This is a genomic window from Acidovorax sacchari (assembly GCF_042847045.1).
GTDB classification, from domain to species: Bacteria; Pseudomonadota; Gammaproteobacteria; order Burkholderiales; family Burkholderiaceae_C; genus Paracidovorax; species Paracidovorax sacchari.
In genome coordinates, this window is sequence record NZ_AP035783.1 from 1,475,286 (window position 1) to 1,495,288 (window position 20,003).

Consider the following 20,003-nt stretch of genomic DNA (forward strand, 5'->3'; position numbering starts at 1 on the left):
AACGGTGCTTCGCCCGGGAAGGGTATTCAGCCTGCGCGGTGCGGGTGCGGTACCGGTTTGCGGCGTTGTTTCCAGACCATGAGCGCGCCCATCAGAAGGGACAGCAGCATCAGGCCGTATTCACTGAGCGTGGGAATCGAGGTCACTGCCGTCGCTGCGGCCCCGATCTGCACCGTGGGCGGCACGCTGGCGAAATTGCGGGTGACGGTCGCATTCGGTCCCAGGTTGACCACGGCCGTGCCGCTGGCGGCCGTGAGCTGGACCGGCTGCGCCTGGGTGCCCTGGATCGTGAGCGAGCCCAGCACCGTGATGTTGGCGCCTGCGGGCAGGACGAAGTTACGGCCCGTCGTGCTCTGCAGCACAAGGTTCTGCACGACGATGTTCCCGCTGATCTGGGACGTGTTGCCCGGGTCGCATCCGTCGCGCAGCACGAGGGTGTTGTTGCCCGTGTTCACCGGGCCCGTGGCGATGAGGTCTCCGCCCACCGAGATGGTGCCGCCGGAGCCGGTCACGTTGGAGCCGGAGGCAAACGTTGCGGAAGAGTCCACCGACAACGTGCCGCCGCTGAGGTTCAGCGTGCCCTGCATGTCCAGCGAGGTGCAGGCGATGTCCACGGTACCGCCTGGAGGCACGTCGAGCGATGAGCCCGGCGGGACCACCCATTGGGCCGCGGCGGGTGCGCAGAGGGTGACGGCGAGCGCGGCGCCGGCCAGCCAGCGCAGGGTGTGACGAAACATGGAATCTCCTCTGCAACCTGCAGGGACGGCGCGAGCGGCCCTGCGGATGCGGTGAATGTAGTAATCGTTGGTCAGCTTCGGTGGTGTTGAAAGCACCTTGTGCATGGGGCGTCCTCCCCGGAACCCCAATAGCTATTCGCAATAGCTTGGATTGTGCGTGAAATTAAAAAAAATGCATCAGAAGGCAAGGAAATTTTTTGCTTACCAATCCTCCCTCAGGGCGAGTTCTGCGTGGCGGGATGCAGACGAGTAGCACGCAAGCCACGCCGCCACCGTTCCCGTGGCGACCACGGCGCAGCTGAGCAGCGCAAGGCGCGCCGCGGGAATGTGCATCTCCATCGTCCAGTGGAAGCTTTGCGGGTTCACCACGTGGACGAGCACGGCCGAGACGGCACAGCCGAGCGCCAGGCCCGCGACGGCCCCGACGGCGGTCCAGGCCGCGCCTTCGCCCGCCACCACCCCGAGGATCTGCGGGCGCGTCAGGCCCAGGTGCGACAGCAGGCCCAGTTCCTTGCGCCGCGCGAGCACCTGTGCCGAGAAGCTCGCGGCGATGCCGAACAGCCCGATGCCGATGGCCACGGCCTGCAGCCAGTAGGTCACGGCGAAGCTGCGGTCGAAGAGCGCGAGAGAGCGTTCCCGGATCGCCTGTGCGGTGCTGAACTCGATGGCGGGCTCCCCGCCCGCACGCAGCGCCTGCGGCAGCCGGTCCGTGATGGCGGACCGCAGCGCGGCCTCGTCCACGCCCGCCACGGGCCATATCGCCAGGTCGTCGATGCCGGCATCGCCCGTGAGTCGGATGTAGTCGCGGCGCTCCATGGCCACCGCGCCGAACTGGCGCACATAGTCGCGCCATATGCCCGCGACGAAGAACTCGGCCGCGGGCTGTCCGGCGCCCCGCGCGCGCAGGGCCATGGCCCGGGACAGCGCCGGCCAGTGGGTGCCCGGCTTCACCCCGTACAGGTCGGCCAGTGCTTCGCTCACGTACACCGCGATACGGCCTGGAGGCACGGGCAGCGGTGCATCGCGCAGCGGCAGTGTCTGCGCCGCGCCGCGCCCGAAGGACCGGGCCAGCAGCGCCACGGCGGGACGTGAGGGATCCAGCAGCAGGCTGCCGATGCGCAGCGCCTCGGCCCGCTCCACACCGGGCAGCCGCGCCACGGTGTCGTCCCACCCCGGCGGAAAGGGCGCGTCGCCGCCGCCCCCGCCGGCACCCGTCGCACGCAGGTACAGCGGCGCGGGCAGCGCGGTATCCAGCCATTGCAGCACCGAGCCGCGGAAGCTGGCCACCATCACCGTCAATGCCACGGACAGGGCCAGGCTGGCCACCACGCCGCCGACCGCCACGGCCGCCATGCCGTGCATCCGCCGCGCACGCTCCACGGCGAGCATAGACAACGGGCGGCGGCCCGCCCAGGGGGCCAGCAGGCTCAGCAGCCCGTGCACCAGCACCGGCAGCAGGCCGATGCCGCCCACCAGCAGCAGCGCGACCGACGCATACGCACCGAGCGGCAGCCCCGCTACCGGCGGCGCGAATGCCAGCGCACATCCTGCTGCGGCGCACAGCGCGGGCAGTGCCAGCCGGGGCTGCATGTCGGAGGCCGTGCCGGCCCCCTTGAGCGCGACGGCCGGCGCCAGCCGTTCCGCCGAGCGCGCGGGCCACCAGCCCCCCGCCAGCGCGGCGGCGGTCCCCAGCGCCGCGTACAGCAATGCGGCGCCGGCATTCCACTGCAGCGAGGGGCGCACGCCCTCGAAGTACCCTCCGCCCAGGTCGCCACCCATGGCGCGCAGTGCCAGCGCTGCCAGGCCCGTGCCGAGCGCGATGCCGGCCACGCTGCCGGCGGCTCCCAGGGCCGCGGACTCGGCCAGCACCAGGGCCCGCCGCATGCGTGGCGTGGCGCCGAGCACCCCCAGCAGCGCGAATTGCGGACTGCGGCGCGCCACGCTCAGCGCCAGTACGGAAAACACCAGGTAGCCTCCGGTGAAGAGCGCGACCAGGGCCAGCACCGTCAGGTTCACCCGGTAGGCGCGGGACAGGTCGTCCGTGCGCCGGGCCGTGTCCTGCGGCCGCACGATGGCGATGCCCGCTGCGTCGGCCGCCTCCAGGCCCGCGGCCTGCAGCATCTGCGGCAGCGCTGCCTGGAAATCCTCCACGCGCCGCCCGGGCTGCAACTGCACGTCGATGCGGCTCAGGCGGCCCGCACGGCCGAAGAAATCCTGCGCCGCGCCGATGTCCATCACCGCCAGCGGCGGCCCGGCGGCCGCCACTGTCCCGGCCACCCGGGCAGCATGCCCGGCCAGGCCCTGGCGCAAGGTGACCGGGCTGCCGCGGTCGGCCCGCAGCCCCAGGGCCTGCATCGCGGCTGCATTGAGGAACAGCGTGTCCGGTGACAGGATGGCGAGCCGGTCCGCGTCCGGGAAGGGTCGCGGGGCGAGCTCCGGCGCCATGGCGCCGAGCAGGAGTGCATCCGCGGCCACCACGCGCAGCGCCACCGGGCTGCGTCCGGGGGCGGAGGCCTGCACGGACACCTCCAGCACGGGGCCCGCCCGTGCCACGAGGGCATGGGTGGCCACGGGGCCGTACAGCGCCTCCGGCAGGTCGCCCTGCGCCGCGCGCAGTTGCAGGTCGGGCTGGCCGCCCGCCGCGCGCACGGCCTGGCTGAATTCCGAGAGCGCGGAGGCATGGATCACATGCACCGCGAAGGCCAGGGCGACGCCCAGCATGACGGAGACCATGGCCACCGCGGTGCGCCAGGGATGGCGGCGCAGTTCCTGCCAGGAAAAGGTGCGGAGCAAGGCGAGCATGGAGCGATTGTGGCGCCGCCGTCACGGCCCGTGCGTGGAGGCCGCACGGGGTCTTGAAGCGCTTGGCCGCAGGCCTATATGGGCATTGCGGCCGGCATGCCGGCACGTCTTCCAACCCCGATGTTCGACACGACGAAGGAGCTCATCATGAATTCACTCGTGACCCGTGGCGGTCTTCTGGACGAATTTTTCAAGGACTTCGCACCCGGTTTCTACGTGCGCCCGCTGCACGGCGACGGCCTGCCCACGCCGCAGCAGATCAAGGTGGACGTGAAGGAAAACGACGGCGGCTATACCGTGCACGCCGAGATTCCCGGCGTGCCCAAGGAAGACATCCATGTCTCGCTCGACGGCAACGTCGTGAGCCTGCGCGCCGAGGTGCGGCAGCATGACCAGCAGACCGAAGGCGACAAGGTGCTGCGCTCGGAGCGCTATTACGGCGCGGTGGCCCGCTCGTTCCAGCTGCCGGCCGAGATCGACGCGCAGGAGGCGAAGGCGAAATACGACCACGGCGTGCTCACCCTGACGCTGCCCAAGAAGCGCGGCGCCGGCGGCCAGCGGCTCGCGATCGAATAGGGTGGGCCAGGGCGGCTCAGCCGGCCGCGATGCCCTCCGGCCGGATGCCGCCCGCCGTCAGGCGCAGCGTGCGGTCGGCGCGCTGCGCCGCGGCCCGCGAATGGGTGACGAGCACCATCGCGGCCCCGTGGTCGCGCGTCTGCGCGACGAGCAGGTCCATCACCCGTTCCGCGGTGGCCGGGTCCAGGTTGCCGGTGGGCTCGTCGGCCAGCAGCAGGCCCGGGCCGTGCACCAGCGCGCGCGCGATGGCCACGCGCTGCAGCTGGCCGCCGCTCAACTGCTGCGGCAGCCGCGCGCCCAGGCCCTGCAGGCCCACCGCCTCCAGCATGCGGTCCACCCGCGCCGGGTCGCTGCGGCCCAGCAGCATCAGCGGCAGTGCCACGTTCTGCGCCACATCCAGGTGCGGAAGCACGTGGAACGCCTGGAACACGAAACCCACGTGCACGCGCCGCCACCGGGCGCGCTCCGCATCGTCCATCGTGCCCAGGTCGGCCGCGCCATGGCGCACGCTGCCGGCCTGCCAATGGTCCAGTCCGGCCAGGCAGTTGAGCAGCGTGGATTTGCCCACGCCGGATTCGCCGACGATGGCGATGAATTCCCCGGGCTGCACGGCCAGATCGACGTCGCGGAACACGGGCGTGCCGGTGCCGTAATGGCGCGTCAGCCCGGCCGCCTGCAGCAGCGGCATGCCGGCAGAGGCCGCGCCGGCGTGGGCCGTCATGCCTGCACCCCCAGCGCATCGAGCGCGGCCGCCACCCAGCGGTCCGTGGCGCCGGGTGCATCGCAGGCGATCGCATGGCGCCACGGCATCGCGCGCAGCCAGGTGATCTGCCGCTTGGCGAGCTGCCGGGTGGCGGCGATGCCGCGCTCGCGCAACTCCGCCAGCGGCAGCCGGCCGGTGCGCGCTTCTTCGTCCAGCGCCTCCCAGGCCTGGCGGTAGCCCACGCAGCGCATCGATGGCAGGTCCGGATGCAGGTCGCGGCGCGCGCGCAGGCGCCGCACTTCGTCCACGAAGCCCTCGTCCAGCATGGCGTCGAAGCGTCGGGCGATGCGTTCGTGCAGCCAGGCACGGTCCTGGGGCTCCAGCGAAAAAAGCGGCATGGGCCCGTGCCCCGCGTCCGCAGCATGCCCGAACGGGGCAGCGCGGGTGTGGAAGCTCGACAGCGGGCGCCCGGACACGTGCCAGACTTCCAGCGCCCGCTGGATGCGCTGGCTGTCGCCGGGCGCGAGCCGGGCTGCCGTCTGCGGGTCCACGCGGGCCAGTTCCGCATGCAGGGCCGGCCAGCCTTCGGCCGCGGCCTGTGCTTCCAGCCGGGCCCGCACGGCGGCGTCGGCCGGCGGCATGTCGTCGATACCGTCCCACAGCGCCTTGAAGTACAGCATCGTGCCCCCCACCAGCAGCGGCAGGGCGCCGCGCGCCTGGATCGCGCGCACGAGCCGCTGCGCGTCGGCCACGAATTCGGCCGCGCTGTAGGGCTGCAGCGGATCGCGGATGTCGATCAGGTGGTGCGGCACGGCCGCCTGCTCGGCGGCCGTCGGCTTGGCCGTGCCGATGTCCATGCCGCGGTACACCAGTGCCGAATCCACGCTCACGATTTCCACGGGGCGGTGCGGCGCGAGCGCGCGGGCCAGCGCCAGCGCCCCGGCCGTCTTGCCCGATGCGGTGGGGCCTGCCAGCGCGATGCAGGCAGGAAGGGCCGGAGCGGCCGCTCCGCGGGGCAGGTGGGGTGCCGGTGCACCGGCGGCCGGCAGGGAAGGGGGAGTGGACATGATCCCCCGGAGCGTACCAGCGCGCAGTGCCTGCCCGTGGCCGGCAGGTCAGCCCGGCATGGCGGCGCGGACGGCCTCGGCGGCCTGGCCCTGCCAGGGCGTGGTCGGCCGGCCGATGAGCCGTGCCAGCTGGCCGCTGCCGTCGAAAAGCGCTCCCTGTGCCGCCGCGGCATCGGACTGGGCCAGGATGGCTGCGAACGGCGCGGGCAGGCCGGCACCTTCCAGGATCCTGGCGTATTCCGTTTCGGGAAGATCGCGGTAGGGGATGGACCGGCCCGACGCGCGGGAAATTTCCGCCGCCAGTTCCGCCAGCGTATAGGCGCTGTCGCCCGCCAGTTCATGCACCTTGCCGGCCTGGTCCGGCGCCTGCAGCACCGCGGCGGCCGCTTCGGCATAGTCCGCCCGGGCTGCCGACGCGATGCGGCCGTCGCCCGCGCTGCCCAGCAGCACTCCGTGCTGCAGCGCGGCGCCCACCCCGGCCAGATAGTTCTCGGTGTACCAGCCATTGCGCAGCAGCACGTGGGGCACGCCGGATTCCCGCAGCAGCGCCTCGGTGTCCCGGTGCTCGCGCGCCAGTTCCAGGGCCGAGGTCTCCGCGTGCAGCACGCTGGTGTAGGCCAGCAGTTCCACGCCCGCGCGCCGCGCGGCATCGATGACGGTGCGGTGCTGCGCCGTCCGTTGCCCCACTTCGCTGCTGGAGACCAGCAGCAGCCGGCGCACGCCCCGCAGGGCCGCATCCCAGCCGGCGGGCGCGGCATAGTCGGCCTGCCGCACCACGACCCCGCGTTCGGCGAGGTCCTGCACCTTGGCGGGGGTGCGCACCAGCGCCACGATGTCCCGGGCGGGAACCGTGCGCAGCAGGGTGTCGATGACGAGGCGGCCGAGCTGGCCGGAGGCTCCGGTGATGGCGATCATGTCGTGTTCCTTGTGATGAATGGACGAAGACGCGACAATAACCATCAAGCAAACTTTTCGTAAGTACCTACAAAAAGGTAAGTGATGGACCAGCGCGCCGCCTTTCCCATCCCCGTTCAAGTCCCTGTTTCCGCCGACACAGCCCTGGAACCGTCGCACCCGCCGCCGCCGGCGTGTGGTGCCTTAGCGTCCCTTCCCATAGCCGAACTGATGCGCCGGGGCGACGTGCTGTCGCCGGACTGCCCCGCGCGCGAGATCCTGCAGCACGTCACGAGCCGCTGGGGGGTGCTGGTGCTGGTGGCGCTCGACGACCGCACGCTGCGGTTCAGCGAACTGCGGCGCAAGGTGGGCGGCGTGAGCGAGCGCATGCTGGCGCAGACGCTGCAGGTGCTGGAGCGGGACTGCTTCGTGGAGCGCAAGGCCTATCCTGTCGTGCCGCCGCACGTCGAGTACCGCCTGACGCCTCTGGGGCGAGAGGTCGGCCGGCACGTGCAGGCCCTGGCCGACTGGATCGGCGGCCACCTGCCGGAGATCATGGCGGCACGGGGCGCCGCCGCGGCCGCAGTAGGCTGACCCCCCGTAACCCTGCCGGGCCTGGCCCGGTCAGGCCGCGGAACTGGCTCCCGACGCCCGTTGTGCCGGCGCGCGCGCGGGCACCGGCCCGGCGGGGATCCGGAACAGGTCCGCCAGCGCCTCGCGGTACTGTGCCTCGCCCACGCTGTTGGTGCTGTGGTGGGTGCCGCCCTCCACCAGGACGAAGCGCTTGGGCCCCTGGGCCGCTTCATAAAGCCGCCTGCCCAGGGAGGGCGGAATCAGGCTGTCGTCACTGCCATGCACCACGAGCAGCGGCGAGCCGATGTGCGCCACCTTGCGGATCGACTCGAAACGCTGCGTGATGAGGCCCGAGATGGGGAGCCACCCCCACTTGAACGTGGCCACCACCTCGGGAATGTTGGTGAACGTTCCCTCCACGATGGTGCCCTGTTCGTCCGGCACCATGGCGGCCAGGTCGATGGCGATCGCACCGCCCAGCGAATGGCCGAAGATGTAGCGCGGCGCCCGGGGCTCCCGCGTGGCGAGCCAGTCCCATGCCGCCCTGGCGTCTTCGAGGGCCGTCGCCTCGGAGGGCAGTGCCGGGCTGCTGCGCCCGAACCCGCGGTAGTCCACCGCCAGCACCGAGAAGCCCATGTCGTTCATGCGCCTGATGCGGCCTGCGGAGCCGGAAACGTTCCAGCGCGCGCCGTGCAGGTACAGGAGCACCGGGGCGTTGGCGCGGTCCGAGGGCATCCAGAGGCCATGCAGCTTCTCCGCCTTGCCCGTGGCGCGCGAATCGAACGCGATCCACACGTCCTGCATGTCGTCCGTGGACTGCGCGCCTCCCCAGGCCCGGTCGCTGGGCTGGAAGATCCATTCGCGCTGTTTCGCATCGAGGGTGGCGCAGCCCGCCGTCACTGCGAGGGCGAGCGCGATGGAGGAGAAGAGGGGCCAGCGTTTCATCGAAATGAACAGATTCCGGTCGGGTGGGAAAGTTCGTCGGGCCCGTGCGGGCTGCAGGACATGCTGCAAGAAACGCACCATGGTTCCCCGGGTTGACGGGCCGAACCCTGGAATTACCCTGTCCGGGACCCGCTGATCCGGGTTGACCGTGCGTCCGGCTGCGGGCGCGGCGGTGTCACGGGGCTGTCATGCGGCACCGACAGAGTGCGCGCGGGCGCATACCGTCCATTCACAAGGGAGAAGAGACTCATGACGACGCAACGAATCGCGCGCGGCCCGCTGTTCACCGGCCGGTTGGCCCTGGCAGCCGCCGCATGCGCAACCCTGTCCGCCTGCGGTGGCAACGGCGGCAGCATCCATTCCACCCTCGACGGCTCCAAGGCCCTGGTGATCGGCCACCGCGGCGCCGCCGGCTACCTGCCCGACCATACGCTCGAAGGCTACCGCCGCGGCATCGAGCTGGGTGCCGACTTCATCGAGCCCGACCTGGTGGCCACCAAGGATGGCGTGCTCATTGCCCGCCACGAGCCCAACATCACCGGCACGACCGATGTATCGCAGCGCCCCGAGTTCGCCAGCCGCAAGACCCGCAGGATGGTGGACGGCGTGCAGGAGGAGGGCTGGTTCGCCTCCGATTTCACGCTGGCCGAGATCAAGACCCTGCGTGCCATCCAGCCCCTGGCCGACCGCGACCAGTCCTTCAATGGCCGCTTCCAGATCCCCACGCTCACCGAGGTGCTGGACCTCGCCCGCACCGAAGGAGCGAAGGCGGCCCGCACCGTGGGCGTCTATATCGAGACCAAGCACCCCACCTACCACGCCAACCTGAACCTGAAGCTCGAGGACCGGCTGCTCGACACGCTCGCACAGTACGGCTACACCAAGGCGGCCTCGCCGGTCATGGTGCAGTCCTTCGAGGTGTCCAACCTCAGGTACCTGCGCACGAAGACCCAGGTGCGCCTCGTGCAGCTCGTGGATGGCAACGACGTGAAACCCGACGGCAGCATCGATCTGACCGCGCCCTACGACAAGCCCTACGATTTCGCGGTGGCCGGCGACCGCCGCACCTTCGCCAGCCTGCTCACGCCCGAGGGGCTGCGCGAGGTCAGGACCTATGCGGACGGCATCGGCCCCTGGAAGCCCTACCTGATCCCGACGCGGCTGCAGGACGCCAACAACGACGGCAAGCCGGACGACCTCAACGGCGATGGCGTCATCGACGAGCGCGACCGCATCGTGATGTCGCCCACCCGCGTGGTGTCCGATGCCCATGCGGCCGGCCTGTTCGTGCATCCCTACACGTTCCGCAGCGAGGCCAAGCGGCTCGCCTCCGATTACAAGGGCGATCCTGCGGCCGAATACCGCCAGTTCTTCCGTCTCGGCGTGGACGGCGTGTTCTCGGACTTTCCCGACCAGGCCAGGGCTGCGCGCGACAACTGATCCAGGCGCGGGCGGATCAGCGCCCGCGCAGGAACAGCGCGTCCAGCTCGCGCATCGACAGCTGCCGCCACGTAGGCCGGCCATGGTTGCACTGGTCGGAGCGTTCCGTCACTTCCATCTGGCGCAGCAGCGCGTTCATTTCATCGAGCGTGAGCCGCCGGTGCGCGCGCACGGCGCCATGGCAGGCCATGGTGCCGAGGATCTCGTTGCGGGCCCGCTGCACCACGGTGGTGGCATCGTGCGCCGCCAGTTCCGCGAGCACGCTGCGTGCCAATTCCACCGCATCGCCCTGGGCGAGCGACGTGGGCACGGCGCGCACTGCCAGCGTGCGGGGCGAGAAAGGCGAGACTTCGAGGCCGAGCATGTCGAGCGTGTCGGCATGGGCTTCCGCCGTGGCCACTTCCTCGGGCGTGGCGGCGAACGTCGCCGGAATCAGCAGCGGCTGGCTCGCGATGCGCTCGCTGGCGTCCACCTGGGCCTTGAGGCGCTCGTACACGATGCGCTCGTGCGCCGCATGCATGTCCACGATCACCATGCCCTGGGCGTTCTCGGCCAGGATGTACACGCCGTGGATCTGGGCCACCGCGCGCCCCAGCGGCCAGACTTCCGGCCCGGCACCGGCGGGAGCCTCGGCCTGCGCAGAAGCGTCGGGCGCTGCCACGAAGCTGCCTGCGCCGTCCGGGGCCCCTCCCTGCGGGACTGCGGGCGTGTCCGTGGCCGGGAGGGCACCGGGCGCCATGACATAGGCGGCGGGAGCCTCCTGCACCGTGGCGGTTGCCCCTGGCACCGAGGGGGAGGGCAGCGGCGCATGCGGCCCGGACGGCTGCGCGAAGGCTGCCGCGGCGCCATCCGGCCGTGCGGAAGGCGTGGTGTCCTTGCGGCCCCAGAGTGCTTCCAGGTCGGTGACCCGGTGCCCGGGGCGGGCATCGAAATGCATCGCAGCCTGCCGGGGCAGGGCGGGCTGCGGCATGCGGGCAGCGGCGGCCGCGGGCGAATCCGGGGAGGGCCCGCCTGCTTCGGCAGCGCCTTGCGCGGCAACCGCCAGCGCCTGCGCTCGCGGGGCCGCCAGGGCGTTTTCCACCGCATGCCGCACGGCCTGGTGGACTTCGCGGCTGTCGCGGAAGCGCACCTCGATCTTGGTGGGGTGCACGTTCACGTCCACCCGCATCGGATCGATCGCCACATAGAGCGCATACACCGGCTGCTTCTGCCCGTGCAGCACGTCCTCGTAGGCACTGCGCGCCGCATGCGTGAGCACCTTGTCGCGCACGAACCGGCCGTTGACGTAGCAGAACTGCTGGTCGGCACGCGAGCGTGCGGCGTCCGGCAGCCCGGCCCTCCCGGTGACGGTCACCGGCCCGGAGCGGTGTCGCACGGCGATGGACTCGGCCAGGAAGTCCTCGCCCAGCACGTCGGACAGCCGGCGCGCCAGCGCATCTTCCAGCGCGGCATCGTCCACAGCGCCATCCACCGAGGCCGCAGGGGCGGCCAGCGTTGCGCGCCATTGTTCGACCAGCTTGCCGTCGTGCCAGATCGCGAAGCCGACATCCGGACGGGCCAGCGCATGGCGGCGCACGGCCTCGATGCAGTGCGCCAGCTCCGTCGCATCGGTCTTGAGGAACTTGCGCCGCGCGGGTGTGGAGAAGAACAGTTCCTTCACCTCCACGGTGGTGCCGCGGCTGCGTGCCGCGGGGCGCAACTCGCCGCTGCGCGCATCGAGCAGGAAGGCCGTGGGCTGCTCCTCGGTCCGCGACAGCAGTGCCATCTCCGAGACCGATGCGATGGCGGCCAGCGCCTCGCCCCGGAAGCCCATGGTCGCCACCGACTCCAGATCGTGCAGGTTGGTGATCTTGCTGGTCGCATGGCGGCGCAGTGCCACCGGCAATTCCTCGGGCGGGATGCCGCAGCCGTCGTCCTCCACCGCGATCAGGCGGACGCCGCCCGCCAGCAGCCGTACGGTGACCTGCCGGGCGCCGGCATCCAGCGCGTTGTCCACGAGTTCACGCACGGCCGACGCGGGCCGCTCCACCACCTCGCCGGCGGCGATCTGGCTGATCAGTTCGTCCGGAAGATCGCGGATCGGGCGGCGCGGGGGGGCTGGCTCTGGGGTCATCGGGCGGCATTGTAGGCAGTGCGGTTAGAGTTACGCGCCGCGCCGCCGGGTGCCCGCTTCCCTCGCGGGGCGAAAGCACCTGCCCGGGCGCACCGACCCCTTTTCCGCTCTGCCGCTCCTGAAGGATCCGCCTTGGAAGCCATCCAGTTCCTCATCGATTTCATCCTGCACGTGGACAAGCACATCGCGGCCTTCGTGGCCGCGTACGGCCCCTGGGTCTATGCGCTGCTCTTCGCCATCGTGTTCGTGGAAACGGGCGTCGTCGTCATGCCCTTCCTGCCCGGCGATTCCCTGCTCTTCATCGTGGGCGCGCTGTGCGGCGCCGGGCTGATGAGCTTTCCCATTGCCTGCGCCGTGCTGCTGGTGGCGGCCGTGCTCGGGGACCAGTGCAACTACACCATCGGACGGTATTTCGGGCCCAAGGTGTTCCAGTGGCCGGACTCGCGGTGGTTCAACCGCCGGGCCTTCGAGCAGGCCCATGCGTTCTATGAGCGCTATGGCGGCATCACCATCGTGCTGGCGCGCTTCATGCCGTTCATCCGCACCTTCGCCCCGTTCGTGGCAGGCGTGGCCGAAATGCACCGCGGCAAGTTCACCGCCTACAACGTGGGCGGCGCCCTGCTGTGGGTGCTGGGCATCTGCACGGCGGGCTACTTCTTCGGCAACTTCCCCTGGGTGCAGGCCAACCTCGACAAGATCATCTGGGCGCTGATCCTGGTGCCGGGCCTGATCGCGATCTTCGGTGCCTGGCGTGCGGGCCGCCGGCAGGCCGCCTGAGACGGAAAGCGCGGCCGCGCATCGGCGCTGACCGCGCTGCCTAGCGCAGCGTGCGCTCCAGCCACCGCAGCAGGTGGTGGTTGACGGCCTCGGGGTTGTCCAGGTTCGAGAGATGGCCTGCGGCCGGCACGAGCACGGCATCGCAGCCCAGCGAGTGCGCCAGGTCCTGCATCCCGCGGGGCGGGCAGGCGGTATCGCCGTCGCCGCACATCATCAGCGTGGTGGCCGGGTCCAGCGCCGCCAGCCGGCCTGGCGCATCGCGGCGCGCCAGCAGGAGCCGGCCCAGCGGGACGACCGAGTCGCGCAGCCGGTCGGTGGGCATCGACGCCAGGCAGCGGGCGAACGCCGCCGGATGCGCAGCATCCATGTCCGTGCCGGCGCGGAAGAAGAGCGGAACGATGGCCCGCGCCAGTGGCGGGGTGACACGCCCTGCGGCCTCGATCGCGTCGAGCAGGCCCGCGTAGTGGCGGTGCGTTGCTTCGGGTTCCGCTCCGAGACGGGAGCCCATGAGCACCAGGCTGCGCACCCGCCCGGGCGCCAGCAGTGCCAGTTCAGCGCCCCACAGGCCGCCGGCCGAAAGGCCGACCACGGCGAAATTGTCGATCTGCAAGGCATCGAGCAAGGACAGCATGTGACCGGCCAGTGCCTGCAGGTCGTGCGTGCCGCGCGGCAGGGGGCCGGACGCTCCGTGGCCCCAGAGGTCCGGTGCGATCACGCGGTAGCAGCGCGAAAGGGCGTGGATCTGGGGTTCCCACATCGTGGAGTTCCACAGATAGCTGTGGCCCAGCAGGACGGCGGGCCCTCTGCCGCGGTCCTGGTAGCGAAGGTGGCTGCCTCCCGCGGCAGGCAGCCGCAGGACCTGTTCCTCCGCGAATGCGCTGAAGTCATCGCCGGCCATCGGAAGGGCCGCCGTCGCCGGGCCCGTCCCCCGGAACCGCAGTGCCGGCCGCCGCGGTTGGCCACCCTCGGCGCAGGGCGATATTCCGGTGCGCGGCGGGTGGGGAAATCGGGCCATGGACAGCGACCTTCCTCTGCAAAAAGGGACCGCTGAATGCTAGCCGCTGCTAGCTTTATCAGTTATTAGAGTATTTGTGAATAACGATAAATATCTTTTATGCATCGAGAAAGCCAGGCCGAGGCGCTTTCGCGATGCCCATGAACAAAGCCGCTCGCGCGGCAGTTGCCATGCGAGCGGCTTGTGGTGCGGAGCGGCGCAGGCCGCTTCCGCGAAGGTTCCGAACGGCGTACCTGCGTTCAGCGGCGGCGCTGGTCTCGGTCTTCGCCCAGTTCGTGGCCGATGAGCGCACCGGCTGCTGCGCCACCCACGGTGGCTGCGGTGCCGCCGACCGCGCTGCCCAGCACACCGCCAGCCACGGCGCCCACGCCGGTGCCGATCTGTGCGTTGGACGGATTGGAAGAGCATCCTGCCAGGCCCAGTGCGGCGACGCAGGCGGCGGCGGAGAGGAGATGGCGGTAGTTCATGGTGTGCTCCTTGTGTGGAATTGCAGGCTCAGGGAATGTCCTTCTACCCATGTCCACACTATCGCTCCGCTCGATCCAGGCGTGTGTAAGCAGCTCCAACCGCAGGTTGTAGGACGTTACTGTCCGGCCCGCGGCCTCATTCGGGGACCAGGCAGAGCGTGAGCAGCAGCGAGGCATCGGTCAGCCCGCGCAGTGAGTGGACCGCATGGGCCTCCAGGTGGACCAGGTCGCCCGCGCGCAGCAGGCTGGCGCCCGAAGCGGTGTGCAGTTCCACTTCTCCCTCGATGCACTGGATCGTGAACTCCCCGGGCACCTCGTGCTGGCGAAGCTCCTTGCCGGCGGGCAGAACAGCCCGTATCACTTCGAGTTGCGCGGCCTTGATGATGGCCGAGGTGGCGGTTCCCGCCAGCGCGGCACCGAGCGGGCGGACGCTGACGACTTCGGCGGAACGTGCATGCTGCAAAGCCATGGAAAACTCCTCTGGCCCCGGTGCGGGGCGTTTCGTCGTGGGGTGCATGGAACTGTGGCCCAGCCAGCGCCGCAAGGCAATGCCTGCATGCCCGGGCAGGCCTGCGGGTACCGGCCGGCCCGGGGCCATGTGGTCAGACGGACCGGCTGCGTGCGAGTGGCGGATTCTTCGCGAAGTAGCGGGTGATGCCGCGCATCAGCGCATCCGCCAGCTGCTGCTGGTAGGCCGCCGTGCGGAGCTTGGCCTCTTCTTCCGGATTGCTGATGAAGGCGGTCTCCACCAGCACGCTGGGTATGTCCGGCGCCTTCAGCACGGCGAACCCGGCCTGCTCCACCCGTGGCTTGTGGAGTTTGGCCATGCTGCCGATCTCGCCCAGCAGCACGCTGCCGAGCTTGAGGCTGTCGTTGATCTGCGCCGTGGTGCTCATGTCGAGCAGGGCGCTCTGCACGTGCCTGTCCTGGCTGCGCACGTTCAGCCCGCCGACCAGGTCCGACTGGTTTTCCTTGTTGGCCAGCCACCGCGCGGCCGTGCTGGACGCACCGCTCTGGCTGAGCGCGAAGACACTCGCGCCGCGGGCGGCCGGCGTGGTGAAGGCGTCGGCATGGATGCTGACGAACAGGTCCGCCTGCACGCGCCGTGCCTTTTCCACCCGCACGCCCAGCGGCACGAAGAAGTCCGCGTCGCGGGTCATGAAGGCGCGCATCGGGTTGCCCCCGACGGTCGTGGCGTTGATCCGGTCGCGCAGCAGGAACGCGACCTTGAGGACCACGTCCTTCTCGCGTGTTCCGCCCGGACCGGTGGCGCCCGGGTCTTCTCCACCATGGCCTGGATCGAGGGCGACGATGATGAGCCGGTCGGTGGCCCGGGCAATGGCCGGGGCGGCCAGCGCCGCACCGCTGCCCGCATGCGGCGGCGCGGGCGCGGCCGCCACTGCCGGGGGCGCGGCAGCCGGTGCACCGGACGGCGTGGCCACCGGCGCGGTGGGGCCGGGCGATGCCGCGGGCAGGCCGCCCGGCGCCGCGGGAGCGGCTTTTCCCGGTTGGTTGTGCTGTGCGATCAGGTCGCCGAGCGGGTCACCGGCCGTGCCCGGCCGCGCCGCGGCGATGTTGGGCAGCGGGGCCGGCGCGGCGGCGGTGCCCGCGGAGGCGGCGCCCGGTGCCGCGTCCCGCAGCCGCTCGGCGATCAGGGTCTCCAGCGGATCCTCGGGTTCGGCGGGATAGAGGTCGAAGACCAGCCGGTGCCGGTAGGCGGCGATCGGCGGCAGGGTGAAGACCTGGGGCAGCGCGGCGCGCTTGAGATCCACCACCAGCCGCACGACGCCCGGGGCGTTCTGGCCGACGCGGATGCCGGCGATGTTGGGGTCGTCCGGCTTCACCTTCGCGACCAGTTCGCGCAGTTCGGGATTCAGGTCGATGCCCTCGATGTCCACCGCCAGCCGCGGAGGAGTGGCCACGAAGAACTGCTTCGCGGTGAGCTGCTGGTCCGATTCGATGGTCACGCGGGAGTAGTCCTGCGCCGGCCATACGCGCACCGCGACGATGCCCGCGCCGCGGGCGATCTGCGCGGCCCCGAGCAGGAGCACCAGGGATCCGGCACGCAGCAGCCGGCGCCGCGACGGGCCATGCGCCAGGGGCGAGGGAGCGGCGGGCGGATGGGAGGGGGGGAAGGCGTCTTCGCTCATTCTGCGGGAAGTGCTTGCACCAGGGTGCGGCCGAGGGGGGTGCCGGCGCGCAGCAGGACCAGCCGGGCCAGGCCGTCGCCATCGTACGCGCCATTGGAGGGAGAGGATGCTTCGATCTGTAGGACCAGGTCGGCCGCGGGCAGCAATCCCGCGGCTTTCTCGGGCCATTCGGCGAGCTTCAGGCCGGGGCCCGCGAAGATGTCGCGAAAGCCTGCGTCCTCCCACTCGCGGGGATCGCCGAAGCGGTAGAAGTCGAAATGCCACGCCGGCCCGGTGGCGGTGTCGTGCGGTTCCACCACGGCGTAGGTCGGGCTCTTGATCCGGCCCTGCACGCCCAGGGCCCGCAGCAGGTGCCGCACGAAGGTGGTCTTGCCCGCGCCCAGGTCGCCGTGCAGGTTGATGAAAGCATTCGCCAGCACGGGCTGCGCGGCGAGCGCGCGCGCGAAGGCCGCGGTGTCGTCCTCGCTCCGCCATACCCTTTGCAGGGTGTCGGTTCCGGAGGGGCTTTCTACAATCCCGGGGTGATGTCGTGCAGCAGTCAACTCGTTCCTCAAATGCAAGGCTGGGCCCGCGAACTGGGATTTTCCCAAATTGGCGTCGCCGGCGTGGATTTGTCATCGGCGGAGCCGGGGTTGATGCAATGGCTGGCCCAAGGGTTCCATGGAGACATGCACTACATGCAATCCCATGGGCTCAAGCGTGCCCGGCCGGCGGAACTGGTGCCCGGCACCGTGAGCGTGATCACCGTGCGCATGGACTACCTGCCGCGGCAGACCCTGGAGCGCACCGCGGAGCACGAGGGTTCGCCAGCGGGGTGGCAGGCGGCCGAACTGGCGCGGCTGGACAGGCCCCGCGAAGGCATCGTGTCCGTCTATGCGCGGGGACGGGACTACCACAAGGTGCTGCGCGCCCGGCTGCAGAAGCTCGCGGACCGCATCGCCGGCGTGGTGGGGCCCTTCGGGCACCGCGTGTTCACCGACTCCGCGCCCGTGCTGGAGGCCGAACTCGCCCGGCGCAGCGGCCAGGGCTGGCGCGGCAAGCACACGCTGGTGCTGCACCGCGAAGCCGGCTCCATGTTCTTTCTGGGCGAGATCTACGTCGATCTGCCCCTGCCGCCCAGCGAGCCCGTGAGCGCGCATTGCGGTTCCTGCCAGGCCTGCATCGATGTCTGCCCGACGGGTGCCATCGTCGCGCCGCAGCGCGTGGATGCGCGGCGCTGCATCTCCTATCTCACCATCGAGCATTCAGGGCCCATTCCGGAAGCGCTCCGGCCCCTCGTGGGCAACCGCGTCTATGGCTGCGACGATTGCCAGCTCGCCTGCCCGTGGAACAAGTTCGCCCAGCCCGCGCAGGTGCCCGATTTCGACGAACGCCCCGGGCTCTCGGGGCGCCCGCTGGCCGAGTGGTTCGCCTGGGACGAGAGCACGTTCCTGCGCATGACCGAAGGCGGGCCGATCCGCCGCATCGGGCATGAGCGCTGGCTGCGCAACGTGGCCGTGGCGCTGGGCAACGCGCTGCGCGCCACCGGCGACCCGGCCCTGCGGGCCGCCCTGGCATCCCGCGCGGATGATCCGAGCCCCCTGGTGCGCGAGCACGTGGCGTGGGCCCTGGCGCAGGCCACCGCAGGACTGCCGGAGCCGCCGCCCGCATGAGCGGACAGCGCAGCGCTCAGGGCGCGAGCCAGCCCAGCGCGAGCGGCAGGCTGAGCACGCCCAGCACGGTGGACAGCGTCACCAGGCCTGCCACATAGGGCCCGTTGTAGCCCATGCGCGCGGCCAGCACGTAGCAGGTGGACGCCGTGGGCAGTGCCGAGAAGGCCATCAGCACCGTCGTCTGCACGGTGTCGAGCCGGAACCAGCGTGCCAGCAGGCAGGCCGCCACCGGCTGCACGAGGTGCCGTATGGCGAGCACCGAGGCCGACAGCAGCGTGCTGCGCGTGAGCAGGCCGAGTTGCATGCCGGCGCCCGCCGACATCAGCCCCAGGGCGATCGACGCGGCACCGACGCGGTTCACCGAGGGCTCCATCCATCCGGGAATGCGCAGGCCCAGCAGGTTCGCGGCCAGCCCGGAAGCCGTCGCCAGGATCAGCGGATTGCGTGCCAGCTCCTTCAGGAAGCCGTGGCTGCCCGCGCGCGCCATGGGCCACACGGCCGCCACGTTGAAGATCGGCACGCAGACCCCGATCAGCACGGCAATGAGCTGCAGGCCCTGCGCGCCCGCCAGCCGCTCGGCCAGCGCCAGCCCGATGAACGAATTGAAGCGGAACGCCACCTGCGCGCTGGCGGCGTGGTCGCGCGCGTCGATGCGGCCCGACAGTCCCGGAAGCTTCGGCAGCGCGTAGGCCAGGCCGATGCCGCAGAACCCCGTGAGCACCCCCGCGCCGATCAGGCCCGAGGTTTCGACCACATGGATCGGGTTTTTCACGATCGACTGGAAAAGCAGCACCGGAAAGAGCAGGTAGTACACCAGGCTCTCGACGGGCTGCCAGACCGACCGGTTGAGGGCCGTGTAGCGGCAGATCAGGTATCCGAAGAGGATGAGGGAGAAATCCGGGAAGAGAAGCTGCGCGTAGTTCACCGCCCGCAGGATACCCGGCGCCCGCGCCGGCGGGTGCCGTGGCATGGAAATGCCGGCACGCCGGGGCGCGTCCCCGCCTGGAAAGGTCGCGTCAGTCCTTGGACTTGAACACGCGGGCGCCGTCCGCGATGGCTTCCAGCACCTTCTTCAGGCCCCGGTTGACCGGCTTGTCCTGGCGCAGGATGAAGGCCAGCGTGCGCCGCAGCTTCGGTTCGAGCGGGCGCATTTCCAGGTCCTTGTGCCTGCCCGGGCCGGTCACCGCCATGCGCGGCAGCACGGCGCAGCCCAGGCCCGCCGCGACCATGGCCTTGATGGCCTCCACGCTGTCGAACTCCATGACGGGCGGGCGCAGCGGGCCGGTGCCCTGGCGCAGCCACTCGTCCACCAGCGTGCGGGTCGTGGTCCCGGTGCCGAGCTTCACCATCGGCTGCTCGCCGAGCATCTCCGCGGTCACGGCGTCGGGCCACTGGCAGGTGCCACGGCGGCAGATGGCCACGAAATCGTCCTCCAGCACGGGCGTCGAGGCGATCGCGCGGGAGTTGACGGGCAGGGTGACGAGGGCGACATCAATGATGTTGCCTTCGATCTGGCGCACGTAGTCCTCCGTATTGCCGGTGCTCACGACGATCTGCAGCGACGGATAGCGCTTGCGCAGGTCGCGCAGCACCGCCGGCAGGAAGTAGAGGCAGGGCGTGAGGCCCGTGCCCAGGCGCACCGTGCCCGACACCCCGGCGGCATGGAAGGTCGCCGCGCTCACCGCGTTGGCCACCGCGGTCGCGACATGCGGTACCTGGGCGAGCAGGTCGCTGCCGGCGGGCGTGGCGCTCACGCGCCTTCCCACGCGTTCCACCAGCCGCACGGACAGTGCGCGCTCCAGCTTCTTGACCTGGACACTGACGGCGGGCTGGGTGAGACCCAGGCGTTCGGCCGCCGCAGAAAAACTCCCCAGCTCGAGCACCAGTGCGAAGGTGCGGAGCTGCTCTAGATCGATGGTTGTTTCCAAAATGATTTTTATGTTTCGTATAAGAAAGAAAAACTTCTCTTATGGAAGCCTCGGAAAGAAGATTGAAGCAGAAAGTCAGCCCATCCGCACAACAAGATTGTTTCCAGTGTCGCAGTGCCACCGCTCCCTGCCCGATGGGCATTCACGTACCCCTCCACACAGGG

Annotated in this window: 19 protein-coding genes; 5 read left to right on the forward strand and 14 right to left on the reverse strand. The window is 70.6% G+C overall.

What is annotated here, in order from left to right; genetic code table 11:
- Window positions 1-26: 26 nt before the first annotated feature.
- Entirely contained in the window at window positions 27-737 is a 711-nt protein-coding gene (locus ACGHC0_RS06655) for an IPTL-CTERM sorting domain-containing protein (protein ID WP_415267737.1), read from the reverse strand.
- A gap of 201 nt (window positions 738-938) precedes the next feature.
- Window positions 939-3,539, reverse strand: a complete 2,601-nt coding sequence (locus ACGHC0_RS06660; protein ID WP_415267738.1) for an FtsX-like permease family protein — start codon at window positions 3,537-3,539, stop codon at window positions 939-941.
- Window positions 3,540-3,686: 147 nt separating this feature from the next.
- On the opposite strand from ACGHC0_RS06660, the gene ACGHC0_RS06665 reads away from it, so the two are divergent.
- Window positions 3,687-4,115 (forward strand): Hsp20/alpha crystallin family protein, encoded by a 429-nt coding sequence (locus ACGHC0_RS06665; protein ID WP_415267739.1) that lies wholly within the window; start codon window positions 3,687-3,689, stop codon window positions 4,113-4,115.
- Window positions 4,116-4,131: 16 nt separating this feature from the next.
- Here the strand turns inward: ACGHC0_RS06665 and ACGHC0_RS06670 are convergent, their stop codons facing one another.
- From ACGHC0_RS06670 to ACGHC0_RS06680, 3 genes are read right to left on the reverse strand one after another with little or no spacing between them, the layout of a single operon-like run.
- Complete coding sequence (locus ACGHC0_RS06670) at window positions 4,132-4,836, reverse strand: ABC transporter ATP-binding protein (protein WP_415267740.1); 705 nt, start codon at window positions 4,834-4,836, stop codon at window positions 4,132-4,134.
- Window positions 4,833-5,885 (reverse strand): tRNA (adenosine(37)-N6)-dimethylallyltransferase MiaA, encoded by a 1,053-nt coding sequence (gene miaA / locus ACGHC0_RS06675; protein ID WP_415267741.1) that lies wholly within the window; start codon window positions 5,883-5,885, stop codon window positions 4,833-4,835. The genes ACGHC0_RS06670 and miaA overlap by 4 nt, the downstream gene beginning before the upstream one ends.
- Before the next feature lie 48 nt (window positions 5,886-5,933).
- A complete protein-coding gene (locus ACGHC0_RS06680) occupies window positions 5,934-6,800 on the reverse strand; it encodes an SDR family oxidoreductase (RefSeq protein WP_415267742.1) in 867 nt (288 codons plus the stop codon).
- A gap of 84 nt (window positions 6,801-6,884) precedes the next feature.
- On the opposite strand from ACGHC0_RS06680, the gene ACGHC0_RS06685 reads away from it, so the two are divergent.
- Window positions 6,885-7,373, forward strand: coding sequence for a winged helix-turn-helix transcriptional regulator (locus ACGHC0_RS06685; RefSeq protein ID WP_415267743.1), 489 nt, complete (start codon window positions 6,885-6,887; stop codon window positions 7,371-7,373).
- Between the two features lie 30 nt (window positions 7,374-7,403).
- Here ACGHC0_RS06685 and ACGHC0_RS06690 read toward each other — a convergent pair whose 3' ends face one another.
- Window positions 7,404-8,297, reverse strand: a complete 894-nt coding sequence (locus ACGHC0_RS06690) for an alpha/beta hydrolase (protein ID WP_368354529.1) — start codon at window positions 8,295-8,297, stop codon at window positions 7,404-7,406.
- 249 nt (window positions 8,298-8,546) lie between these two features.
- Between ACGHC0_RS06690 and ACGHC0_RS06695 the strand changes: the two genes are divergently transcribed.
- Window positions 8,547-9,737, forward strand: a complete 1,191-nt coding sequence (locus ACGHC0_RS06695) for a glycerophosphodiester phosphodiesterase (protein WP_415267744.1) — start codon at window positions 8,547-8,549, stop codon at window positions 9,735-9,737.
- A 16-nt stretch (window positions 9,738-9,753) separates the two neighbouring features.
- On the opposite strand, the gene mutL is transcribed toward ACGHC0_RS06695, so the two are convergent.
- Window positions 9,754-11,850, reverse strand: coding sequence for a DNA mismatch repair endonuclease MutL (gene mutL / locus ACGHC0_RS06700; RefSeq protein ID WP_415267745.1), 2,097 nt, complete (start codon window positions 11,848-11,850; stop codon window positions 9,754-9,756).
- A gap of 132 nt (window positions 11,851-11,982) precedes the next feature.
- On the opposite strand from mutL, the gene ACGHC0_RS06705 reads away from it, so the two are divergent.
- The gene (locus ACGHC0_RS06705) at window positions 11,983-12,627 is read left to right on the forward strand and encodes a DedA family protein (RefSeq protein ID WP_107132410.1); all 645 of its coding nucleotides are present in this window, start codon (window positions 11,983-11,985) and stop codon (window positions 12,625-12,627) included.
- Window positions 12,628-12,667: 40 nt separating this feature from the next.
- Here ACGHC0_RS06705 and ACGHC0_RS06710 read toward each other — a convergent pair whose 3' ends face one another.
- The 5 genes from ACGHC0_RS06710 to tsaE form a co-directional block, all read right to left on the reverse strand.
- Window positions 12,668-13,525 carry an alpha/beta fold hydrolase gene (locus tag ACGHC0_RS06710; protein WP_415267746.1) on the reverse strand — a complete coding sequence of 286 codons (858 nt, stop codon included), beginning with the start codon at window positions 13,523-13,525 and terminating at the stop codon, window positions 12,668-12,670.
- Window positions 13,526-13,881: 356 nt separating this feature from the next.
- Window positions 13,882-14,109, reverse strand: a complete 228-nt coding sequence (locus ACGHC0_RS06715; protein WP_013593771.1) for a glycine zipper domain-containing protein — start codon at window positions 14,107-14,109, stop codon at window positions 13,882-13,884.
- A gap of 136 nt (window positions 14,110-14,245) precedes the next feature.
- A complete protein-coding gene (locus ACGHC0_RS06720; protein ID WP_415267747.1) occupies window positions 14,246-14,578 on the reverse strand; it encodes a cupin in 333 nt (110 codons plus the stop codon).
- Between the two features lie 133 nt (window positions 14,579-14,711).
- Window positions 14,712-16,259, reverse strand: coding sequence for an N-acetylmuramoyl-L-alanine amidase (locus ACGHC0_RS06725; protein ID WP_415267748.1), 1,548 nt, complete (start codon window positions 16,257-16,259; stop codon window positions 14,712-14,714).
- Window positions 16,256-16,801: a tRNA (adenosine(37)-N6)-threonylcarbamoyltransferase complex ATPase subunit type 1 TsaE gene (tsaE, locus tag ACGHC0_RS06730; protein ID WP_415267749.1), complete on the reverse strand. Its 546-nt coding sequence runs from the start codon at window positions 16,799-16,801 to the stop codon at window positions 16,256-16,258. Before tsaE ends, ACGHC0_RS06725 begins: the two co-directional genes overlap by 4 nt.
- 12 nt (window positions 16,802-16,813) lie before the next feature.
- Between tsaE and queG the strand changes: the two genes are divergently transcribed.
- Window positions 16,814-17,911: a tRNA epoxyqueuosine(34) reductase QueG gene (gene queG / locus ACGHC0_RS06735; RefSeq protein ID WP_368354537.1), complete on the forward strand. Its 1,098-nt coding sequence runs from the start codon at window positions 16,814-16,816 to the stop codon at window positions 17,909-17,911.
- 16 nt (window positions 17,912-17,927) lie between these two features.
- On the opposite strand, the gene ACGHC0_RS06740 is transcribed toward queG, so the two are convergent.
- Window positions 17,928-18,881, reverse strand: a complete 954-nt coding sequence (locus ACGHC0_RS06740) for an AEC family transporter (RefSeq protein ID WP_368354538.1) — start codon at window positions 18,879-18,881, stop codon at window positions 17,928-17,930.
- 46 nt (window positions 18,882-18,927) lie between these two features.
- The gene (locus ACGHC0_RS06745) at window positions 18,928-19,839 is read right to left on the reverse strand and encodes a LysR family transcriptional regulator (protein WP_368354539.1); all 912 of its coding nucleotides are present in this window, start codon (window positions 19,837-19,839) and stop codon (window positions 18,928-18,930) included.
- Window positions 19,840-20,003 lie beyond the last annotated feature (164 nt).